Annotated in this window: 22 protein-coding genes; 10 read left to right on the top strand and 12 right to left on the bottom strand. The window is 46.0% G+C overall.

Translation table 11 applies throughout. The features are described 5' to 3' along the window. Positions 1-84: 84 nt before the first annotated feature. Positions 85-1,266, bottom strand: a complete 1,182-nt coding sequence (locus tag VIM72_RS28680) for an aspartate aminotransferase family protein (RefSeq protein ID WP_332006237.1) — start codon at positions 1,264-1,266, stop codon at positions 85-87. Between the two features lie 91 nt (positions 1,267-1,357). Between VIM72_RS28680 and VIM72_RS28675 the strand changes: the two genes are divergently transcribed. Genes VIM72_RS28675 through VIM72_RS28665 form a run of 3 tightly spaced genes read left to right on the top strand, consistent with a single transcriptional unit; the run spans position 1,358 to position 2,243 of the window. Continuing rightward, positions 1,358-1,894 (top strand): gamma carbonic anhydrase family protein, encoded by a 537-nt coding sequence (locus tag VIM72_RS28675; RefSeq protein ID WP_142684214.1) that lies wholly within the window; start codon positions 1,358-1,360, stop codon positions 1,892-1,894. A 46-nt stretch (positions 1,895-1,940) separates the two neighbouring features. Further along, positions 1,941-2,090 carry a hypothetical protein gene (locus VIM72_RS28670; protein ID WP_332006236.1) on the top strand — a complete coding sequence of 50 codons (150 nt, stop codon included), beginning with the start codon at positions 1,941-1,943 and terminating at the stop codon, positions 2,088-2,090. Positions 2,091-2,099: 9 nt separating this feature from the next. After that, complete coding sequence (locus tag VIM72_RS28665; RefSeq protein WP_332006235.1) at positions 2,100-2,243, top strand: hypothetical protein; 144 nt, start codon at positions 2,100-2,102, stop codon at positions 2,241-2,243. On the opposite strand, the gene rsgA is transcribed toward VIM72_RS28665, so the two are convergent. The 5 genes from rsgA to VIM72_RS28640 all read right to left on the bottom strand — a co-directional run bounded on the left by rsgA (position 2,244) and on the right by VIM72_RS28640 (position 7,557). Next, the gene (gene rsgA / locus VIM72_RS28660; RefSeq protein ID WP_332006234.1) at positions 2,244-3,179 is read right to left on the bottom strand and encodes a ribosome small subunit-dependent GTPase A; all 936 of its coding nucleotides are present in this window, start codon (positions 3,177-3,179) and stop codon (positions 2,244-2,246) included. Between the two features lie 442 nt (positions 3,180-3,621). Continuing rightward, the gene (locus VIM72_RS28655; RefSeq protein WP_209855319.1) at positions 3,622-4,632 is read right to left on the bottom strand and encodes a vWA domain-containing protein; all 1,011 of its coding nucleotides are present in this window, start codon (positions 4,630-4,632) and stop codon (positions 3,622-3,624) included. A 28-nt stretch (positions 4,633-4,660) separates the two neighbouring features. After that, a complete protein-coding gene (locus VIM72_RS28650) occupies positions 4,661-5,656 on the bottom strand; it encodes a BatD family protein (protein WP_332006233.1) in 996 nt (331 codons plus the stop codon). Positions 5,657-5,679: 23 nt separating this feature from the next. Next, positions 5,680-6,546, bottom strand: a complete 867-nt coding sequence (locus tag VIM72_RS28645) for a DUF58 domain-containing protein (protein ID WP_209855321.1) — start codon at positions 6,544-6,546, stop codon at positions 5,680-5,682. 51 nt (positions 6,547-6,597) lie between these two features. Then, a complete protein-coding gene (locus VIM72_RS28640) occupies positions 6,598-7,557 on the bottom strand; it encodes an AAA family ATPase (RefSeq protein WP_414649060.1) in 960 nt (319 codons plus the stop codon). A gap of 289 nt (positions 7,558-7,846) precedes the next feature. Here VIM72_RS28640 and VIM72_RS28635 point away from each other — a divergent pair, with 289 nt between their 5' ends. From VIM72_RS28635 to VIM72_RS28620, 4 genes are all read left to right on the top strand, one after another. Next, positions 7,847-8,185 carry a hypothetical protein gene (locus tag VIM72_RS28635; RefSeq protein WP_332006231.1) on the top strand — a complete coding sequence of 113 codons (339 nt, stop codon included), beginning with the start codon at positions 7,847-7,849 and terminating at the stop codon, positions 8,183-8,185. A gap of 9 nt (positions 8,186-8,194) precedes the next feature. Then, positions 8,195-8,857 carry a peptidylprolyl isomerase gene (locus tag VIM72_RS28630; RefSeq protein ID WP_332006230.1) on the top strand — a complete coding sequence of 221 codons (663 nt, stop codon included), beginning with the start codon at positions 8,195-8,197 and terminating at the stop codon, positions 8,855-8,857. A 98-nt stretch (positions 8,858-8,955) separates the two neighbouring features. After that, positions 8,956-9,336, top strand: a complete 381-nt coding sequence (gene gcvH, locus VIM72_RS28625; protein WP_332006229.1) for a glycine cleavage system protein GcvH — start codon at positions 8,956-8,958, stop codon at positions 9,334-9,336. A gap of 93 nt (positions 9,337-9,429) precedes the next feature. Then, positions 9,430-9,819 carry a VanZ family protein gene (locus VIM72_RS28620; protein WP_332006228.1) on the top strand — a complete coding sequence of 130 codons (390 nt, stop codon included), beginning with the start codon at positions 9,430-9,432 and terminating at the stop codon, positions 9,817-9,819. Between the two features lie 68 nt (positions 9,820-9,887). Here VIM72_RS28620 and VIM72_RS28615 read toward each other — a convergent pair whose 3' ends face one another. From VIM72_RS28615 to prfA, 3 genes are all read right to left on the bottom strand, one after another. Then, on the bottom strand, positions 9,888-10,493 hold the full coding sequence (locus VIM72_RS28615) for an OmpA family protein (protein ID WP_332006227.1): 606 nt from the start codon (positions 10,491-10,493) through the stop codon (positions 9,888-9,890). Positions 10,494-10,792: 299 nt separating this feature from the next. Next, positions 10,793-11,386: a hypothetical protein gene (locus VIM72_RS28610; protein WP_332006226.1), complete on the bottom strand. Its 594-nt coding sequence runs from the start codon at positions 11,384-11,386 to the stop codon at positions 10,793-10,795. A gap of 170 nt (positions 11,387-11,556) precedes the next feature. Next, entirely contained in the window at positions 11,557-12,621 is a 1,065-nt protein-coding gene (gene prfA / locus VIM72_RS28605) for a peptide chain release factor 1 (RefSeq protein ID WP_332006225.1), read from the bottom strand. Between the two features lie 97 nt (positions 12,622-12,718). Between prfA and VIM72_RS28600 the strand changes: the two genes are divergently transcribed. After that, positions 12,719-13,864 (top strand): amidohydrolase family protein, encoded by a 1,146-nt coding sequence (locus tag VIM72_RS28600; protein ID WP_332006224.1) that lies wholly within the window; start codon positions 12,719-12,721, stop codon positions 13,862-13,864. A 9-nt stretch (positions 13,865-13,873) separates the two neighbouring features. Continuing rightward, positions 13,874-14,983 (top strand): mechanosensitive ion channel family protein, encoded by a 1,110-nt coding sequence (locus VIM72_RS28595; protein WP_332006223.1) that lies wholly within the window; start codon positions 13,874-13,876, stop codon positions 14,981-14,983. Positions 14,984-15,233: 250 nt separating this feature from the next. Here VIM72_RS28595 and VIM72_RS28590 read toward each other — a convergent pair whose 3' ends face one another. From VIM72_RS28590 to VIM72_RS28580, 3 genes are all read right to left on the bottom strand, one after another. Next, entirely contained in the window at positions 15,234-15,728 is a 495-nt protein-coding gene (locus VIM72_RS28590; protein WP_325645523.1) for a thioredoxin domain-containing protein, read from the bottom strand. A gap of 10 nt (positions 15,729-15,738) precedes the next feature. Beyond that, entirely contained in the window at positions 15,739-16,107 is a 369-nt protein-coding gene (locus VIM72_RS28585) for a MerR family transcriptional regulator (RefSeq protein ID WP_332006222.1), read from the bottom strand. Between the two features lie 292 nt (positions 16,108-16,399). Beyond that, positions 16,400-17,371, bottom strand: a complete 972-nt coding sequence (locus tag VIM72_RS28580; RefSeq protein ID WP_332006221.1) for a peptidoglycan DD-metalloendopeptidase family protein — start codon at positions 17,369-17,371, stop codon at positions 16,400-16,402. A gap of 350 nt (positions 17,372-17,721) precedes the next feature. On the opposite strand from VIM72_RS28580, the gene alaS reads away from it, so the two are divergent. Next, a partial coding sequence (gene alaS / locus VIM72_RS28575; protein WP_332006220.1) for an alanine--tRNA ligase occupies positions 17,722-18,843 on the top strand: 1,122 nt, incomplete at its 3' end.

Here is an 18,843-nt window from a genome sequence, read left to right as displayed (position 1 = left end):
GAACGATGCCATTGAGCTGTTTGCCAAACGGGTTACCCTTACTTTCAGCCGGCTGAATTCCTGATTGATAGTAAGCAATCCTTACTATATATTATCTGCTGCTTCGCAGATAATGCTGCAGGCCCATTTAATTTCTTCGGGCGTAATGATCAGCGGGGGCACAATACGCATACATTCGGCAGCAAAAAGGAACCAGTCGGTAAGCAGGCCTTTATCGATGCAGTAGTCGATCACCTTTTTATTTACCGCAAAGCTTTCAAACTCTACCGCCATCATTAAACCCCGTGAGCGTACTGATTTTATGGCCGGATGTTGCAGGTGATCCCTGAATAGCTGCCCTTTTGCATTCACTTCCGGTAAAAGGTTTTGGTCCAGCAATGCCTGGAAACCGGCGCGGCCTGCGGCACAGTTAACCGGGTGGCCGCCAAAAGTAGTGATATGGCCTAATACGGGGCTGTTGGTAAGGGTCCACATGATATCGCGCGAGGCAATAAAAGCACCCAAAGGCATACCTCCGCCCAGCGCTTTACCCAGCAGTAAAACATCGGGCACAATCCCAAACTGTTCGAAGGCCCACAGCGTTCCATTTCTCCCAAAGCCGCACTGGATTTCATCCAATATCAGCAGCGCGCCGGTGGCGGAACATTTTTCCCGCAAAGCGTGTAGCCATTCCCGTTGTGGCACTATAACGCCGCCTTCTGCCTGCACACTTTCCGCGATCACTGCTGCGGTCTTTTCTGTTATCAGTTCCAGTGATGCAAAGTTATTGTACTCCAGGTGTTGTATCCCAGGCAACAGGGGCCGGTAGGCATTGCGCCAATACTCATCTCCCAGGATGCTCAGGGCGCCCTGGGTAGAACCATGATAACTACGGTTAAAGGCTGCTATTTCATGGCGCCCGGTATACCGCTTGGCCAGCTTCATAGCGCCTTCCACGGCTTCCGCGCCGGAGTTGGTAAAATATACGCAGTTTAAATGTTCCGGAAGATGTTCCGTAAGCAGGCTGGCAAAGGCTACCTGCGGCGATTGCACAAATTCGCCATATACCAGCAGGTGCATATATTGCTGCGCCTGTTCCTGGATAGCCTTCACCACTGCAGGGTGGCAATGCCCCACGTTACATACACTGATACCGGCAATGAGGTCGAGATACCGCTTTCCGTTTACATCCCACATATACATGCCTTCCGCTTTCACTATCTCCAGTGCCAGTGGGGCATCGGAGGTTTGCGCCACATGCTGCAAAAAAAGTTGCCTGTTATTCATATCACTAACTACGCTGTTCTTTGCGAAGTTAGAAAACAACTGCTAATTAGTAATTGTTATATTTGTAACATAAGCACTAAAACATTTAATTATGGCGCACATTATTCCACTGAACGGAGTTACTCCTCAAATTCCTGAAGACTGTTACGTGGCCCCCAACGCTACCATAGTGGGGGATGTGGTAATGGGTAAAGGTTGCACAGTATGGTTCAATGCTGTTGTTCGCGGCGATGTAAACAGCATCCGCCTCGGCGAAAACGTGAACGTACAGGATGGTGCAGTAATTCACTGCACTTACCAGAAAACCAAAACAATAGTAGGCAATAATGTGTCTATCGGCCATAATGCCATACTTCATGGCTGTACTATTGAAGACAATGTGCTGGTGGGCATGGGCGCTATTGTGATGGATAATGCCCGTGTAAGCAGCAACAGTATTATTGCTGCCGGCGCCGTAGTGCTCAGCGACACACACGTGGAACCCGGCACCATCTACGCCGGTGTGCCTGCCCGCAAAGTGAAGGATATTGATATGGCCCTCATCAACGGGGAAATTAACCGCATCTCCAAAAACTACAGTATGTACGCATCCTGGTACCAGCATGCAGAGGAAGTAAAGGAGCCATAATAATCATGTTATAGAAAAATATTATATTGCAGGCAAATACCCTCCTATGAAAATACTAATATGCCTGCTGATATCGGGGAGCATCCTGTTTACCAGCTGTTCATCGCCCAAAACGGGATGCCCCGCCTCCAATTATTACACGAAAGACATAAAGCAACAAAACCGCAAGGCAGGCAAACAAATGCGCCTGTTTTAAACCTATCCTATGCGCAAGGTTATCCCACTGGCCCTGTTGGCTATCCTCGTTTTTACCGCCTGCAGAACACAAAAAAAAGGTTGTCCGCAACCCAGGCGTAACTGGGGCGCTGAAAAAGTGCTGGACGAATTAAGTAAACCGGGAAAAGGCTGATCAATATTGTTCTTCTTCAATGGTTTCCAGGATGGTAGCGTAGCTCACATACCTGTCGGCATCAATATGCCCTTCCTCTACAGCTGCTTTTACAGCGCAGCCGGGCTCATTGATATGCAAACAATTATTAAACTGGCATTGAGCAATATAGGGTTGCATTTCAAGGAAATAGTGGGAGAGCTCCGGCTTTGAAATATCTACAATTCCAAATTCCCTGACGCCGGGAGTATCTATCAGGCAACCACCAAAAGGCAGGTCGTACATTTCAGCAGAAGTGGTAGTGTGCAATCCCTTGCCGCTCCAGCCGCTCACAGCTTTGGTTCTGAGCTCAAGGCCGGGCATCAGCACATTGATCAGGGAAGATTTGCCTACCCCGGAATGCCCCGCCATTAAAGTGGTTTTATCTTTCAGCAGCGCCCTTACATCATCCACACCATTGCCATTCACAGCAGAAATCAATAATACCTGGTAACCGATATCACTGTACAGCGCTTCCAGCTCTTCAAACTTTTCGACTTCTTTTTCCCTGTAGATATCCTGTTTGTTAAAAACCAGTATTACCGGGATGTGATAGGCGGCGGCAGTAACCAGGAAGCGATCAATAAAGCCCTGCGAGGTGCGGGGCTCCTTTACTGTGCACACCAGCATCGCCTGGTCCATGTTGGCGGCTACTATATGTTTCTTGTTTTTACCATGGGGAGAGCTGCGCACTATATAATTTTTCCGGGACCCTATTTCCGTGATCATGGCATTTTTAGCACTGGCATCGCTATCATCTTCCACAATCTCCACTACATCGCCTACGGCGATGGGATTGGTAGAAGTGATATCTTCATTCTTTTTGAAAATACCTTTCATCCTTGCCTGGAATGTTTCGCCGGTAGCGGTTCTTACCACATACCAGCTTCCCGTTGATTTATATACTGTTGCCTGCATATTTATAAGATGCCCAAAGGTACGCGAATTTTGCTTTATGCGGGGGGAGCGCCTTCGGCGCTTGTAAATTGTCTTGGAGCAGGATTACACTGATTATACTGATTAGCTTGATTTTATTTTCTGGATTTTTATAAGAACTTAGGGAGATGAAATGAGGATATAATCTTTTCTTAAAAAGGCGGATACACCGGTTTATTTTTATACGCAATTAAGGAAGATAAAAAGCGGGTAGCTGTTTTCATCTCCCTTCAATCAATGTATAAAGTGATTACATCAATTTTCCTTCTGCATTTTTAAAAATAAAAGGAGATGAAAGCAAATAATCCGCTTTCCATCTCCCTTAAATTCTTATAAAAATCCAGAAAATAAAATCAAGCTAATCAGTATAATCAGCGTAATCCTGCTCCAAGACAATTTACAAGCGCCGAAGGCGCTCCCTCCGCTACGGCAGGCTCTTGAATAGCGTATAGCGCAGTACTACTTCCAGCAACATACAGCCCAATGCAATCATCGCCAGCAGGAAGAAATGTTCTGCGAAGCGTTTGTAGGAAGTGATTTCCACTTTTGTTTTTTCCAGCTGGTCAATTTCGTTGTAGATGCTCTTCAGATCATTGGTATTGGTAGCCCGGAAATATTTACCACCGGTTTCCTTTGAGATCTTTTTCATCAATGGCTCATCGATCTGTACATCCTGCATAACCATTTGTACGCTGCCATCAGACATCGGCATGGGGAACGGCGCTTTACCAATAGTGCCCACGCCAATAGTGTATACCCGGATCTTAAATGCTTTGGCTATTTCCAGTGCAGTGAGCGGATCAACAAGACCAGTATTATTCACGCCATCTGTAAGGAGAATGATCACTTTGCTTTTTGCACGGCTGTTACGCAGGCGGTCTACCGAAGTGGCCAGCCCCATACCAATAGCGGTGCCATCCTGCAGCATACCGCTTTTCACCTGCATGATCTGGTTCTTCAATACTGCATGATCAGTAGTAATAGGACATTGGGTGAAGCTTTCGCCGGAAAATACCACCAGGCCTATACGGTCGCTGATGCGTTTATCCACGAAATCGGTAGCTACCCGTTTGGCCGCTTCCATACGGTTAGGTTGCAGGTCTTCCGCCAGCATACTGCCTGAAATATCGATCGCCATTACGATATCAATCCCTTCGCTGTCGATACTTTCAGAAGTATTGGATGTTTGCGGCCGCGCCAGGGCTACAATCAGCGCAATCACCGCCAGGATACGGAGTACAAGCAATAAGGGCCTGAAACGTATTTTCCAGGAGACCGGCAATCCTTTCAAACCTTCAATGGAAGATACCATCATTACGCTTTGCCGGCCTTTACGCCGTGCAAAGTACCAGTATATTAATACCGGCACCAGCAGCAGGAGCCACAGGAAAGCCGGGTAGGCAAATTCAATATTTTTCCAGGTTGAAAAATTCATCAATTTTTAATTAAGATCCATGCTGACTTTATGCTTTCTCCAGGGCTGTATCCGCGCCGGTTTCCTCTGCAGGTCCTGTTTTCGGCTTAGTCCATTCCAGGATTTCTTCGGCCTTCTGCATACATTCTGTGTGCTCATCTGCTGTGGGTTGCAGTTTGGCAAACTTTGCCAGATCCGCAATTGCCAGCAGTGAACGCAGTTTATCTCTTTGCTGGTTCAGCTTAGTTACCGGTTTAATATTCTGCAACAACTCCTCACTGGTTTGCTCCAGGGCAGCAATGTTGAACTGGTGCTCAAAGTAAGTACGCAGAATATCTGTTAACCGGGTATAGTATTGTTTGATATCGCCTTGCTGCCAGACTTTTTCTTCTTTCAGTGTTTTTAGTTCACGCACGGCAATTTCGTAAGGAGAAACAACCGGCGTTTTTACAACCGGTTCCGGCTTTTTACGGGTGCGGAAATACCATATCAACCCGCCGATGATGAGCACAGCCGCTGCACCGATTACAATATACAGCCAGTAGTCCCATATGCTCCAGGCAACTCCCCTGATCGATTTAATAGGCTTGAATGCTTTGGTAGTATCTACCGCTACAGTGTTCACATCTATCCCGATAGGCAGGGTCACCGCGGAGTCGGCAGTGGCATTGGCGCCGCTGAAAATTTCAAAGTGCATCGGGGGGATTTCCCAATGGCCGGAATCAAAACTGGTAAGGGTATAAGTCTGGTGGAGCACATGCTGATCCTGGTTTACCAGTGTATCAAGATTGGAGCGGGTTACCACTTCAAAATGATCCAGTGAATCAGGTAATACCGGGAAGAGCACTTTGAAGTTAGCGTCCTTAAACTGTTGCGCGGTAAGCGTAGCGGTAAGCTGCAGTTTTATCTGCTCGCCTATCCTGATACTGTTGGTATCTGCTTTGGCGGTTACATCCACAGCCTGCTGTGCCAGCAGGGAGAAGGGAAATAACAGCCCCAGTATGCAACATAAAAATATACGCCTTATAACTTGTTGTTTATGCATGTTTAATTTGCTCTCCATTATATCTATGCCCTGTTCAGGAAAAATGTTTGTAACGCTTTCACATAATCCTCGTCGGTGCGTACGCTCACTAATTCTGCGCCACTTTTCATAAACGCATTTTTGCAATATTGTGAATGCTGAAGGAATTGCTGTTCATAGTACTGGCGCACCCTGCGGTCGTTGGTATCTACCCATTGTGTGGCACCGGTTTCGGCATCCGCTACCTGGATCAGGCCAACCGGTGGCAGTTCTTTATCGCGTTGGTCATACACCTGCACCCCCACCACATCATGCCTTTTTGCGGCAATGTTCAAGGCATCCTGGTAGTTCCCCGATAAGAAATCGCTCAGCATAAAAACGATGCTCCGTTTTTTGGTAGCATTGTTAAAGAACCGCAGGGTTTCTTTAATATTTGTTCCTTTTCGTTTAGGCGTAAACGATAGCAGCTCACGGATAATGAAAAGAATATGTGATTTACCTTTTTTAGGCGGGATATATTTTTCCATACCATCGCTGAAAAAGATAACGCCTACTTTATCATTATTTTTGATGGCAGAAAAAGCAAGCACCGCGCATAATTCCGTGATCAGGTCGCGTTTATCCTGCTTTTTGGTACCGAAAGAGGAGCTTTCGCTCATATCTACCAGCAGCATTACGGTAAGTTCCCTTTCTTCTTCAAAAACCTTTACAAAAGGGTGGTTGAACCGGGCAGTTACGTTCCAGTCGATAGATCTGACATCATCACCAAAATGATAATCCCTTACTTCGCTGAACGACATACCACGGCCTTTAAAAGCGCTATGGTACTCGCCCGCAAATATGTGATTGGTAAGCCCTTTCGTCTTAATCTCTATCTGCCTTACCTTTTTTAATATTTCAGCCGTATCCAATGGGAAAGATTTTGAGTTACTAATTACGGAAAATGACCGGTCCTGCAGCTGCTATGGTACTTCCACGGCATTCAGGATCTCACTCAGGATATTCTCGCTGGTAACGTTTTCTGCTTCTGCTTCATAGGTTAATCCTACACGGTGACGCATAACGTCGAAGCATATATTACGCACATCTTCCGGGATCACATAGCCGCGGCGCTTCATGAAAGCGTAGGCTTTGGCAGCCCAGGCCAGGTTGATACTGGCTCTTGGAGATCCGCCATATGCGATCAACGGTTTCAGCTTATTAAGCTTATAGTCTTCCGGGTTACGGGTGGCAAAAACGATATCAAGAATATATTTTTCGATCTTTTCATCCATGTATACTTCCCTTACCAGTTTACGCGCTTCCAGGATATCCGAAGGCTGGATAATGGGCCGTACTGCAGTGGAGAGCTCCGGGTTCAGGTTCTGGCGGATGATCTGTTTTTCTTCTTCTTTTGTAGGATACCCGATCACTACTTTCAGCATGAAACGGTCTACCTGTGCTTCGGGCAGGGTATAAGTACCTTCCTGCTCAATGGGGTTCTGGGTGGCCAGTACCAGGAAAGGCTCATCCAGTTTGAAAGTAGTATCGCCAATGGTGATCTGTCTTTCCTGCATAGCTTCCAGCAGGGCGCTCTGCACTTTTGCCGGGGCGCGGTTGATCTCATCCGCCAGGATAAAATTGGCGAAGATAGGCCCTCTGCGTACTACAAATTCATTCTTTTGCTGGTTATAGATCATGGTACCTATCACATCCGCAGGCAGCAGGTCAGGCGTAAACTGGATACGGCTGAATTTAGCGTTGATAGCGGACGACAGGGACTTGATAGACAGGGTTTTTGCCAGACCGGGTACGCCTTCCAGCAGTACGTGGCCCTGGGCCAGCAAACCGATGAGCAGTCTTTCCACCATATAACGCTGGCCAACAATTACTTTACCTAACTCCATTGTGAGCAGGTCCACGAAAGCGCTTGCCTGGTGGATCTTCTCATTCAGTTGCCGGATGTCGGACGATGTATTTTCCATGCTAATAATTTTTCAGGTGTGCTAAAATAAACATTCTCTGGTCAAATAAAACTTATCACTATGTGAATGGGCCGTTAAAATGCTGTTAAACTTGCCACTATGGCTCATTTCCGCTAAATAATCATTCTATGGCGCTGCCTAAATTAATAAAGGCCGGCATAATTATATAATATTTTTCCCTATAACGTACCTTTGCGGGGAATAAGGCGTTGGCAAAAACGCTCAACATTTAAAAAGCAACAGCAATATGGAAGATTTTGAGAAGCGCTGGAAACCTGTAGAAGATATGCTTACCGCAAGGTTTGGTAAAACGCCCAATATGGAAGCTATTCTTTTTCTCATCGGCGTAAATGAAATAAATAATTTAAAGAAGAAATATACCAAAGAACAAAAGCAGGACCTGATGCATGTGGCCGTATGCACGCTGCTGAGCCAGAGTGGCTACTTTGAACTGGATGGCTATGATAAAGACGGATGGCCCCATTTCAAAGAAACACAACCGGTTCCCAAAATGGAAATGGCCGAACAGGAAATCTTCCTGAAAGAACACGTAATTGCTTACTTTGCCGGTCACGAAGAAGCATAATACACCCATATGAAGAAACTGTTACTCCTTAGTACCTTTTTTTTACTGATTGTTAGCCTGGCGGCTGCCAAAAACCGGAAAGTAAAAGTAATTACGCCCTATGGCACCATGGTTATCCGGTTGTATGATCAGACACCGAAGCACCGCGACAACTTCGTAAAGCTGGCCAGGCAACACTTTTACGACAGCACCCTGTTTCACCGGGTTATCCGGAACTTTATGATCCAGGGTGGGGATCCTGATTCCAGGCATGCCCTTCCGGGCGATACACTGGGCAACGGCGATGTGGGTTATACTATTCCGCCGGAGTTCCAGCTGGATTTATTTCACCGCAAAGGCGCACTGGGCGCGGCCCGGGAAGACCGGCCCGACAAAGCATCTTCCGGCTGCCAGTTCTATATAGTACAAGGTAAAGTGTTTACTGATGAGCAATTGGACAAGCTGGAGCAAACAAGGCTGAAAGGCCGTAAAATACCGGTAGACCAGCGGCAGGTGTACAAAACAGCAGGAGGCAGCCCTCACCTGGATCAGAACTATACCGTGTTTGGCCAGGTGATCAAAGGCATGGACGTGATCGATAAAATTGCGGCGCTTAAAACCGATAGCCACGACAGGCCTCTCCAGGACGTGCCTATGAAAATCCGTGTTATGAAGAAATGGCTGTTCTTCTAAAGAAAAGTACCATGTCGGCAGAAAGTCAAAATTTACGATAGCCCGCCGTTAAAATCATAATAGTTTCTGTATTTTTACGACTCAAAATCAAACTTGATATGAATTTTCCGTCAAACCTGCGTTACACAAAGGATCATGAATGGGTTTTACTAGAAGGTAATGTAGCTACCATCGGCATCACTGAATTTGCGCAACGCGAATTGGGCGATATCGTTTTTGTAGATATCAACTCATTGAGCAAAACAATTAATGCCGAAGAAGTATTTGGTACAGTAGAAGCGGTAAAAACAGTGTCTGATCTGTTTATGCCTGTCGCAGGTACCGTTAATGAAGTGAATCCTGAGCTGGAATCCTCCCCTGAGCTGGTAAACCAGGATCCGTATGGTGATGGCTGGATGGTGAAAGTAACCGTTAACAACCCGGCTGATGTGGAATCACTGCTGGATGCTGCTGCTTACCAGGCGCTGGTAGGTGAATAATTGCTACCAAAATAATCTTTTATATAAGAAAGGACAACAGGCTACGTTATTGAACGGTCCGCCTGTTGTCCTTTTTACTACTAAAAAAGGATCATGAAACTCCTGAGATATTATACGCCAGCTATTTTGTGGATCATCCTGATCCTTGTTTTGTGCACCCTGCCGGGGAATGATATTCCCTCCAACTCCTTTCTTGACAAGATTCATTTTGATAAGTTTGTTCACTTTGGCCTTTTTGGCGGTATTGTGCTGTTTCTCAGTCTTGGTATTTACCAGCAAAAGAAATACATCTCCAACCGCACACTCTGGCTCCTGGTTTTAATAGCAGCTGGTTATGGTCTCGCAATAGAGTTTATACAGAAGTACTGGGCTATCAACCGCAGCTTTGATATGTATGATCTGGTAGCAGACACTTTGGGCGCTATTGCCGGAATATGGGTATTTAAAATTGTAGTGTACCTTTTCTTTAACAAGGATAAATAAAAAATCCCCCCTGTAACCAGGGGGGAATATATATCTGCTTATGAGAAATAAGTGTTCCTAATATTTTATTATTGCTGACCAGCTTCTTTCTTCGCATCATTCTTCATCTTATCATTTGCAAAGATGGAGAACTCACAACGGCGGTTGATAGCACGGTTAGCATCTGAATCATTTGGTACTTTAGGCTGCGACTCACCATACCAGAAACCCTGGATACGGCTCTTTGCAATACCCTGTGCTTCGAGATAAGCCATTACGCTCTTGGTCCTTCTTTCAGACAGGCCCATGTTGTACTCATCTGTACCTTTGTCGTCTGTATGGCCTTCCACACGCACATATGTATCAGGATATTTGTTCAGGATAACAGCCAGCTGTTTGATATTGTCCTGGGCTACGGCAGAGAGATTGGATTTATCGAAACCAAATAACACTCCTGCATCAAATGTTACGTTGATACCTTCACCCACACGTTCTACGGTTGCATTTGGTACCTCGGTTTTTATTTCCTGCGCCTGCTTATCCATTTTCTTTCCGATCAAAGCACCGCCGGCGCCACCTAATGCAGCACCAATAATAGCTCCCAATGCAGTGTTGCCTGCTGCTTTACCAATTACAGCACCAGCGGCTGCTCCACCACCAACACCGATGGCAGCACCTTTTTTAGTATTGTCCATGCTCTGCCAGGTTTTACAACTGAACAACATGGTTGCAGACAAGACCACAGCTATCAGAACATTGAGTTTTTTCATCATAATAAATTTAGACGTGAAGGTTTTTTTGCATTAATTCCGTTGACAAAACTAATTGAAAAATCTGTAATCAAATAACTTGCCAAGTTGATTTATGAGTCACAACATATTGATAAGTAGAAATAAACAGGCAATAAAAAAATTGCAGCCATAAATCACATAACAATAATTGCGCATAGAAAAGTAACGTATACGACTATATAACAATAAAGCAGCGAAAAAGATTACCCGAGCAGATTTTTTAATAATCCGCCGATTCCGCCACCATCGCCAGCCTGTTGTTGCTGTTGCTGCTGTTGGGCGCCATTGGATAACAGGCTTTTTAAATCTTCCAGGTTCACCTGGCCATCACCGTTTTTATCGAGGCCGCCAGACAGTCCGCCCAGTATGCCATTCAGGTTAAGCCCCTGTGCAGAGCCACCGGTCAGTGAATTAAGGATACCGTCCAGGCTGAAACTACTGTTATTGGGGTCCTTTGTTTTATTAACCAGCGAGCCTAATACTGTAGGGATCAGGGTAGCCGCAATTTGTGTGGCAGTGCCTTTATCCAGGTGGAATTTCTCCAGGAGCGTTCCCACGAAATTATTGGATATATTTCCCACCACAGGGTTGGCATTGGAAGTATCACTATCGGCACCTCCCAATAAAGACAGCACTCCTTCGGTATTACCACTGGCCAGCTCCTGTTGCAGACCCGATGCAATGGAAGAAGTTGCAGCGCCTATTACGGCTTCATTCTGTTCGTTAGGAACTGCAGGGTTGTTCACCACAGCGCCCTGGGCATTTTCGCGGACGAGGTCCATTAATTGCTCTAACATTTGATGATGATTTTAGGGGAAGAAAAGGTTTTCTTTTAGTGCTACGGCTTGTGGCCGCTGACTAAATGTAGGATATTTTATGTGATTACAAATTAAGCTGCAGGAAATTTGTGGAAAGATAACAGCAGGGGACAGCTGTTATCTTTTCCACAATATCAAACCAGTGATTATTAACTGCCCTGTTTCAGCTTTTCGGCATTCTCGGCGAACTGGAGGGCGTCGATCATATCTTTAATATCGCCATTCATAAAGGCGTCCATGTTGTACACTGTCATACCGATCCGGTGATCTGTTACACGGCCCTGGGGGTAGTTGTAGGTGCGGATCTTGGCGGAGCGGTCGCCCGTAGATACAAGACTTTTCCTTTGGGAAGCAATAGCATCCTCATGTTTGCGCACTGCCGCCTCGTATATACGGGTCCGTAGCATTTTCATCGCAATTTCCCGGTTGGAATGCTGGCTGCGCCCTTCCTGGCACTCTACCACCACGCCGGTAGGGATATGCGTTAACCTTACAGCCGATTCAGTTTTATTTACGTGCTGTCCTCCCGCGCCTGAGGAACGGAAGGTATCCATTTTAATATCTGCCTCCCGTACGTCCACATCCACATCTTCCGCTTCCGGTAATACTGCTACCGTTGCCGCTGAAGTATGCACCCGACCGGAAGCCTCTGTAGCCGGTACACGTTGTACCCGGTGTACGCCCGATTCAAATTTCAGGGTACCATATACGTCGTCGCCGCTTACTTCCATCACTATTTCCTTGTAGCCGCCTGCAGATCCGGGGTTTTCGCTCAGCAAGCTGGTAGTCCAGCCTTTGAGCTCACAGAAGCGCAGATACATACGGAACAGGTCTCCGGCAAAAAGGCTGGCCTCATCTCCGCCGGTACCGGCACGGATCTCCAGGATGGCGTTTTTCTCATCCTGTGGGTCTTTTGGGATCAGCAGGTTACGGATCTCTGCTTCCAGGGCGGTTTTCTGCTCCTGCAGTTCTTCCGTTTCGGCTTTGGCCAGTTCGCGCATTTCATCATCGCCACTGTCCAGCACTTCTTTGTTAAATGCAATATTGTCCAGCAATTTACGGTAGGCGTCATATGCCTTTACGATCTTTTCCAGCTGCCGGTATTCTTTGCTGAGCTGACCAAATTTCTTGTTATCACTAACAACCTCGGGGTTGGTAAGCGCCATCGATACCTGCTCGAAACGACCTTTTATAGCTTCCAGTTTGTCTATCATAATTATATTTGACTTTTGAGTATCCTTTCCAACCGGAAATGATACTGCCAATCGGGTTGCAAAATTAACACCATTAACTTAATTAAACAGCAGGTAATTGAAACAGATCAAATTAAAGGGAAAAGATATATTTAACGGTACGCATCTGCTGGGTCCGGGAAAAGTATTAATACTTGATGAAGATGGTGTAGTGGCGGGCATTATAGCTGAATCCGACGCCGGTGAAAATGTAAGGGAGCTGGATGGAATACTGTGCCCGGGATTTGTAAATACCCATTGTCACCTGGAATTATCCCATATGAAAGGCGTGATCCCGGAAAAAACCGGTCTGCCGGCCTTTCTTACACAGGTAATGCAATTGAGAAACCAGGCTGGCAGCGACTATAACGCCCTTATCGACAAAGCCGAACAGGACATGTGGGAAAGCGGTATTTCCGCGGTAGGCGATATCTGCAACGGTACTGCTACACTGGTAAAGAAACAGCAGGGCAGGATGTACTACCACACTTTTGTGGAATGTATGGGCGTGGCGCCAGCCGGCGCTGGCAGCCGTTATCAATACAGCATGGATGTACTGGCATCGTTCCGGGAAATTAACGGGCCCCATCACCAATGTTCCATTGTGCCGCATGCGCCTTATTCGGTAAGTGATACCCTCTTCGGGCTACTGGCAGGCACACCGGAGAATGCGCCGGTATGCATTCACAACCAGGAAACGCCGGCAGAGAATGAGTTATACCAGCAGAAAACAGGAGAATTCCTGTCTTTTTACCAGCATTTCGGGATGGATATCAGCGGCTTTCAACCCTCAGGTACCAACAGCCTGGAGGCTTATCTCCCTTACTTCTCCCGGAATAAGATCCTGTTGGTGCACAATACCTTCACTGCTGCAGCCGACATCCGTTTTGCGCAGCAGCAACCCATAGAAACCTGGTGGTGCTTCTGCCCCCAGGCTAACCTGTACATCGAAAACCGTTTACCGGATATTCAACAATTCAGGCAACTGCAATGCAACATCACCCTGGGCACCGATAGCCTGGCTTCCAATCACTGTTTATCTATCTGGGAAGAAATAAAAACCATCCGCAGGCATTTTCCGGAAATTCCGTTGGAAGAAATACTGCAATGGGCTACATTTAATGGCGCAAAGGCCCTGGGCATACAGGATACCTATGGCAGTTTTAATCCCGGCAGCAGACCGGGCGTGATATTGATTAACCAGGAAAGCAGTAGAATTATTTAGCCGTAACTTATGAACGATTTTTTAAACAAAGTAATTTTAGACAACCCCGTACAGGATTACCTGATATTGATCGGTGTTTTATTGTTTGTATTTATTATCAAACGATATATTTCAAAAGGACTGGCCACCATCCTGTTCCGGCTGGTGAGGCACTGGTCGCCGCAAATTGAGGAAAAAGACTTTATCAGCCTGCTGCTGCGCCCACTGGAATATTTTTTCCTGCTGGTCACTTTCATGCTCACTATCGACCGCTTTACATTCCCACAGATCCTTAATATTCATATTTACAATAAGGCTACGCTGCATGATGTAACCAATACCTTGCTGAGCCTGGCGTTAAGTATGAGCATTATATGGATTATGCTGCGGCTGATCGATTTCGTTGCCCTGGTACTGGAAAAGAAAGCAGATCTTACGGAAGATAAAACGGATAACCAGTTCATTATTTTCTTCCGTGATTTTTTCAAAGCCATTGTATTCATTATGGGCGCCATTGCCTTCATCCGTATCCTGTTCGGACCGGGGCTGGTAGAAAAGATCATAGCGGGTTTGGGAATAGGTGCTGCCGCACTGGCACTGGCTGCAAAAGAAAGTATAGAAAACCTGATCGGTTCCTTTATCATCTTCTTCGACAAGCCATTCCGTGTAGGCGATAACGTTAAGGTGGATTCATGGCAGGGCACCGTGGAAAAAATCGGGTTACGCAGTACACGCATCCGCACCCTCGAAAAGACATTTGTAACGGTTCCCAACAAAAAAATGGTAGATAGTATCCTGGATAACCTATCCCTGCGCACGCAACAGCGGGTGGCCCTGAAACTGGAGCTGGGAACGGAAACGCCTGCCGAAACCCTGTTGCTGTTTTTACAGGATGTGCGGCATATGCTGGGTAGCAATCCTAACGTACTGGAAAATTTTACCGTAAACCTGAACGACTTCACCAAAGATACCTACGTGATCCAGATCGTTTTCAACACTTATATTATTGATGGCGCCCAGTATAACTCGTTAAGGGAAACCGTTAACCTCAACGTGATAAAACTGCTGGAGGCCCGCGGGCTCAAACTGCCCACCACCTCCACCAGTGTAACCCTCACTGATGTGCGGGGAGGAGCGTAGGGGATCGCCTTCGGCGATTGTCTTGGAGCAGGATTACGCTGATTATACTGATTTTTCTGATTTGATTATGTATTGATTTTTATAAATGATAAGGGAGATAAAAAGCGGGCATATTCGCTTTTTATCTCCCTTATCATTTATAAAATCAAAAAAGTAAAATCAAAACCTGATCAAATCAGAAAAATCAGTATAATCACCGTAATCCTGCTCCAAGACAATTTAACATCGCCGAAGGCGATCCTTCCCCCTGCTATTCCTTCTCCTTCTTCGTGCTGCTCAGCAGGATGCGGGAAATGTCGGCTTCAATTGATTCTTTTGGCGCGCCTACAATGCGGCCTTCTTCTTTACCATCTTTGAATACGATGATGGTGGGCAGTTTCTTTACTTTATAGTCTACCGGTGCATCTGTCTGCAGTTTTTTATCTGCTGCAAACATCGTGATCTGTTCATCAGGGCTGCCGCCGGTGATCATTACTTTATATAAGGCTGGCACTACTTCGCGGCTGGTATTGTCCCAGGTTCCCATTACCACCACCATATTGAAATTGGCGCGGTTGGTTTTGATATAGTTCAGCATATTGTCGTTAGGCTGGTAGCTGTTTACACCTTTGTAGAACCACGTTGTAGAGGTATCGTTCATCAGTGTTTTCATATCTATCTTACCCTTCAGTACTGTTTCATTCTGCGCCCAGGCCAGGGTCGAGAATAACAAGCCACCACCCAATAGTAATGTTTTCAATCTCATAATGTTGTTTTTATAATTGATCTTTCAGTTCCGTTAAGAAACCCCGTACCTTCAGCAAAGCCTGTACCATTTCAAAATTACGGGCGGCCAGCTTATGATCTTCCTTCAGTTTCTGCTTCGCTCCTTCTATCGTATACTTCCTTTCACGCAGTAAGTGGTAGATTAATTTAAGGTGGTGAATATCTTCCTGCCGGAAAAGGCGGTCGCCCTTCCGGTTCTTTTTGGGTTGCAGTATATCAAACTCATTTTCCCAATAACGTATCAGCGACGTATTCACCTTAAACATGGCTGCTACCTCACTGATAGAATAATACTGTTTTTCCAATACCAATTTGTCCAGTTCCATAATCAGATCCGGGTCCTCCGATAACTCTTTCAATGATTTACGCCCTCGTTTTTTCCCAGGTATGGTGGTTGCTACGGCAGCCTTCTTGCTGCTGGCCTTTGCTTTTACTTTAACTACTGGTCTTGTTACCGCAGCTTCGGCAGGATGCGGTACTCCAGATGTCGAAAAAAGGTCTAGCTGGTGCATCGTAGTAAAAAACGAGGTGACAAATATCTTTTACAAAGATGAAGTTAAGCTTTTAGCTTGTAGCTTGTAGCATTCTTCCCTCATTTTTTGGGTTTAGATCACCTCCCGAAACTTTATAATCAGCTAAAAGCTAATAGATTTAGTCAAACGACTGGTTTCCTGATCTTGCCATTTTGAGCATCCGGTCGAATTGTTCCGGGGTAAGATCATTAAAGAAGAAGTATACCGGGTCTACCTTTTCACCGTTTTTAATGACCTCGTAATGGCAGTGCGGACCGGTCGATTTACCGGTGCTTCCTACCCAACCCAGTACATCGCCGCGCTTAACAGCCTGCCCGGCTTTGACTTTCATGCGGAGCATATGCCCGTAAAGGGTTTTATAGCCATATCCATGCCGTATAATAACATGGTTGCCGTAACCAACATCGCTCAGGCTGGCCTCTTCCACCGTACCATCGCCGGTAGCGTAGATAGGAGTGCCGCTGGGCGCGGCAAAGTCGAGCCCGGCATGATACTTCATGGTTTTATAAATAGGATCGATCCGGTACCCGAAGCCGGAGGCAATATGTTTAAGATCTTTATTGGATACCGGCTGGATAGCGGGAATGGAAGCCAGCATCTGCTGTTTGTTCTTCACCATCTTATCAATTTCATTGTAAGATGCTTCCTGTGCTTTTACACGGTTATCAAGTTCTTTCAGCAATACAGAAGTGGAGGCGATGATCTCGCTGCTGGCGAAGGATTGCAGCTGTGCAGCTTCCTCCTCCCGCTTTACTTTACCCATGCGGGTACTATCGGGAATGGGAGAGGCCTCAAATATAACCCGGTAAATTTCATTGTCACGGTCTTCCAGCTCAGCCAGTTTTCCCTTTACTTCCCGCATCCGTCCCTGCAACGCATCATATTTTTCCTTCATACTTTCAAGATCCCGTCGAAGGGATTTCTCCTTTGGGGAATCTACCAGCCGGTATGCTATGGAAAGAAAAATAGCCCCGGTCACAATAGCCGCAGATACAAATCCCAGTATTCTCAGGATTTTTACCCGCAGAGAAACAACGAGCTTCTCGTATTTTAATGTTTGGGTATTATAAAAATATTTAACCTTCTTCATGCACCAGGGTGTACTTTATGCGCCATAGTGCAGTGAACGCTATGACAGCAGATTTATTTCACGAGGAACAAACTTATGGATGGGTATTGTTGGCGTTTCTTTTCCCACTAAACTATTTTTGCCGGGTAACACAACCTGTTTTGCATAATCATACAGGTTTCAATATTTTTGCACTCCCTTTAACACGGCGGGAAAATAAGGCGCACAAACCTACTGTAATTAGATTAAAACATCAACCTTTTGATTGTCAATTTTCTAACTACTTCATAAGGGCTTGAAATACAACTACAAGCCCCTACCCGGTTACGGCTTATAAGATATAAAATACATATTAATTCGTATCAATATTTATGACAGCATCTGAAATAAGACAGCAATTCCTGGACTTTTTTGCGTCAAAAGGGCACCAGATCGTTCCATCTGCCCCCATCGTTATTAAAAACGACCCAACCCTGATGTTCACCAACGCGGGCATGAACCAGTTCAAGGATTACTTCCTGGGCAACAGGGTTCCCCCGAATAAAAGGGTGGTTGATACGCAAAAGTGCCTGCGGGTAAGCGGCAAGCACAACGACCTGGAAGAAGTAGGTATTGATACTTACCACCATACCATGTTTGAAATGCTCGGTAACTGGAGCTTTGGCGACTATTTTAAGAAAGAAGCCATTGCCTGGAGCTGGGAACTGCTCACCGAAGTGTATAAAATCCCTAAAGACAAACTGTATGTAACGGTTTTCCAGGGGGATGAAAACGAGAATTTACCTAAAGACCAGGAGGCGTACAACTTCTGGAAAGAACATATTGCGGAAGACCGTATCCTGCTGGGTAATAAAAAAGATAATTTCTGGGAGATGGGTGATACGGGCCCGTGCGGACCATGCTCCGAAATCCATGTGGATTGCCGCCCGGAGGCTGAAAGAAGCCAGGTAGATGGTAAAACGCTCGTAAATGCCGACCATCCCCAGGTGATTGAAATATGGAACAATGTATTCATGCAGTTCAACCGCCTGAAAGATAAATCACTGGAGCCATTACCCGCCCAACACGTAGACACGGGCATGGGACTGGAGCGCCTTGTAAGGGTGTTGCAGGATAAAACCTCCAACTACGATACAGATTTGTTTATGGGCACTATCCATACCACGGAAGGGCTAACGGGCAAAAAATACACTGGCACCGACGATAAAAAAGATGTTGCCTTCCGGGTAATTGCCGATCACATCCGGGCCATATCCTTTACCATTGCTGATGGGCAGCTGCCATCCAACACCGGCGCCGGTTATGTGATCCGTCGTATTCTCCGCAGGGCTGTACGTTATTACTTCTCCTTCCTGGAAGTGAAAAAACCTTTGCTGCATGACCTGGTACCTGTACTGGCTGCGCAGTTTTCACACGTATTCCCCGAACTGCAGCAACAGGTAGACTTTGTGAAGAAAGTGGTGTTTGAAGAAGAAAATAATTTCCTGCGCACA

The sequence above is a fragment of the Chitinophaga sp. genome (genome assembly GCF_036569185.1).
Classification (GTDB): domain Bacteria; phylum Bacteroidota; class Bacteroidia; order Chitinophagales; family Chitinophagaceae; genus Chitinophaga.
The sequence above is the reverse complement of the archived record's forward strand: the minus strand, read 5'-3'. Positions and strand labels throughout refer to the sequence as shown.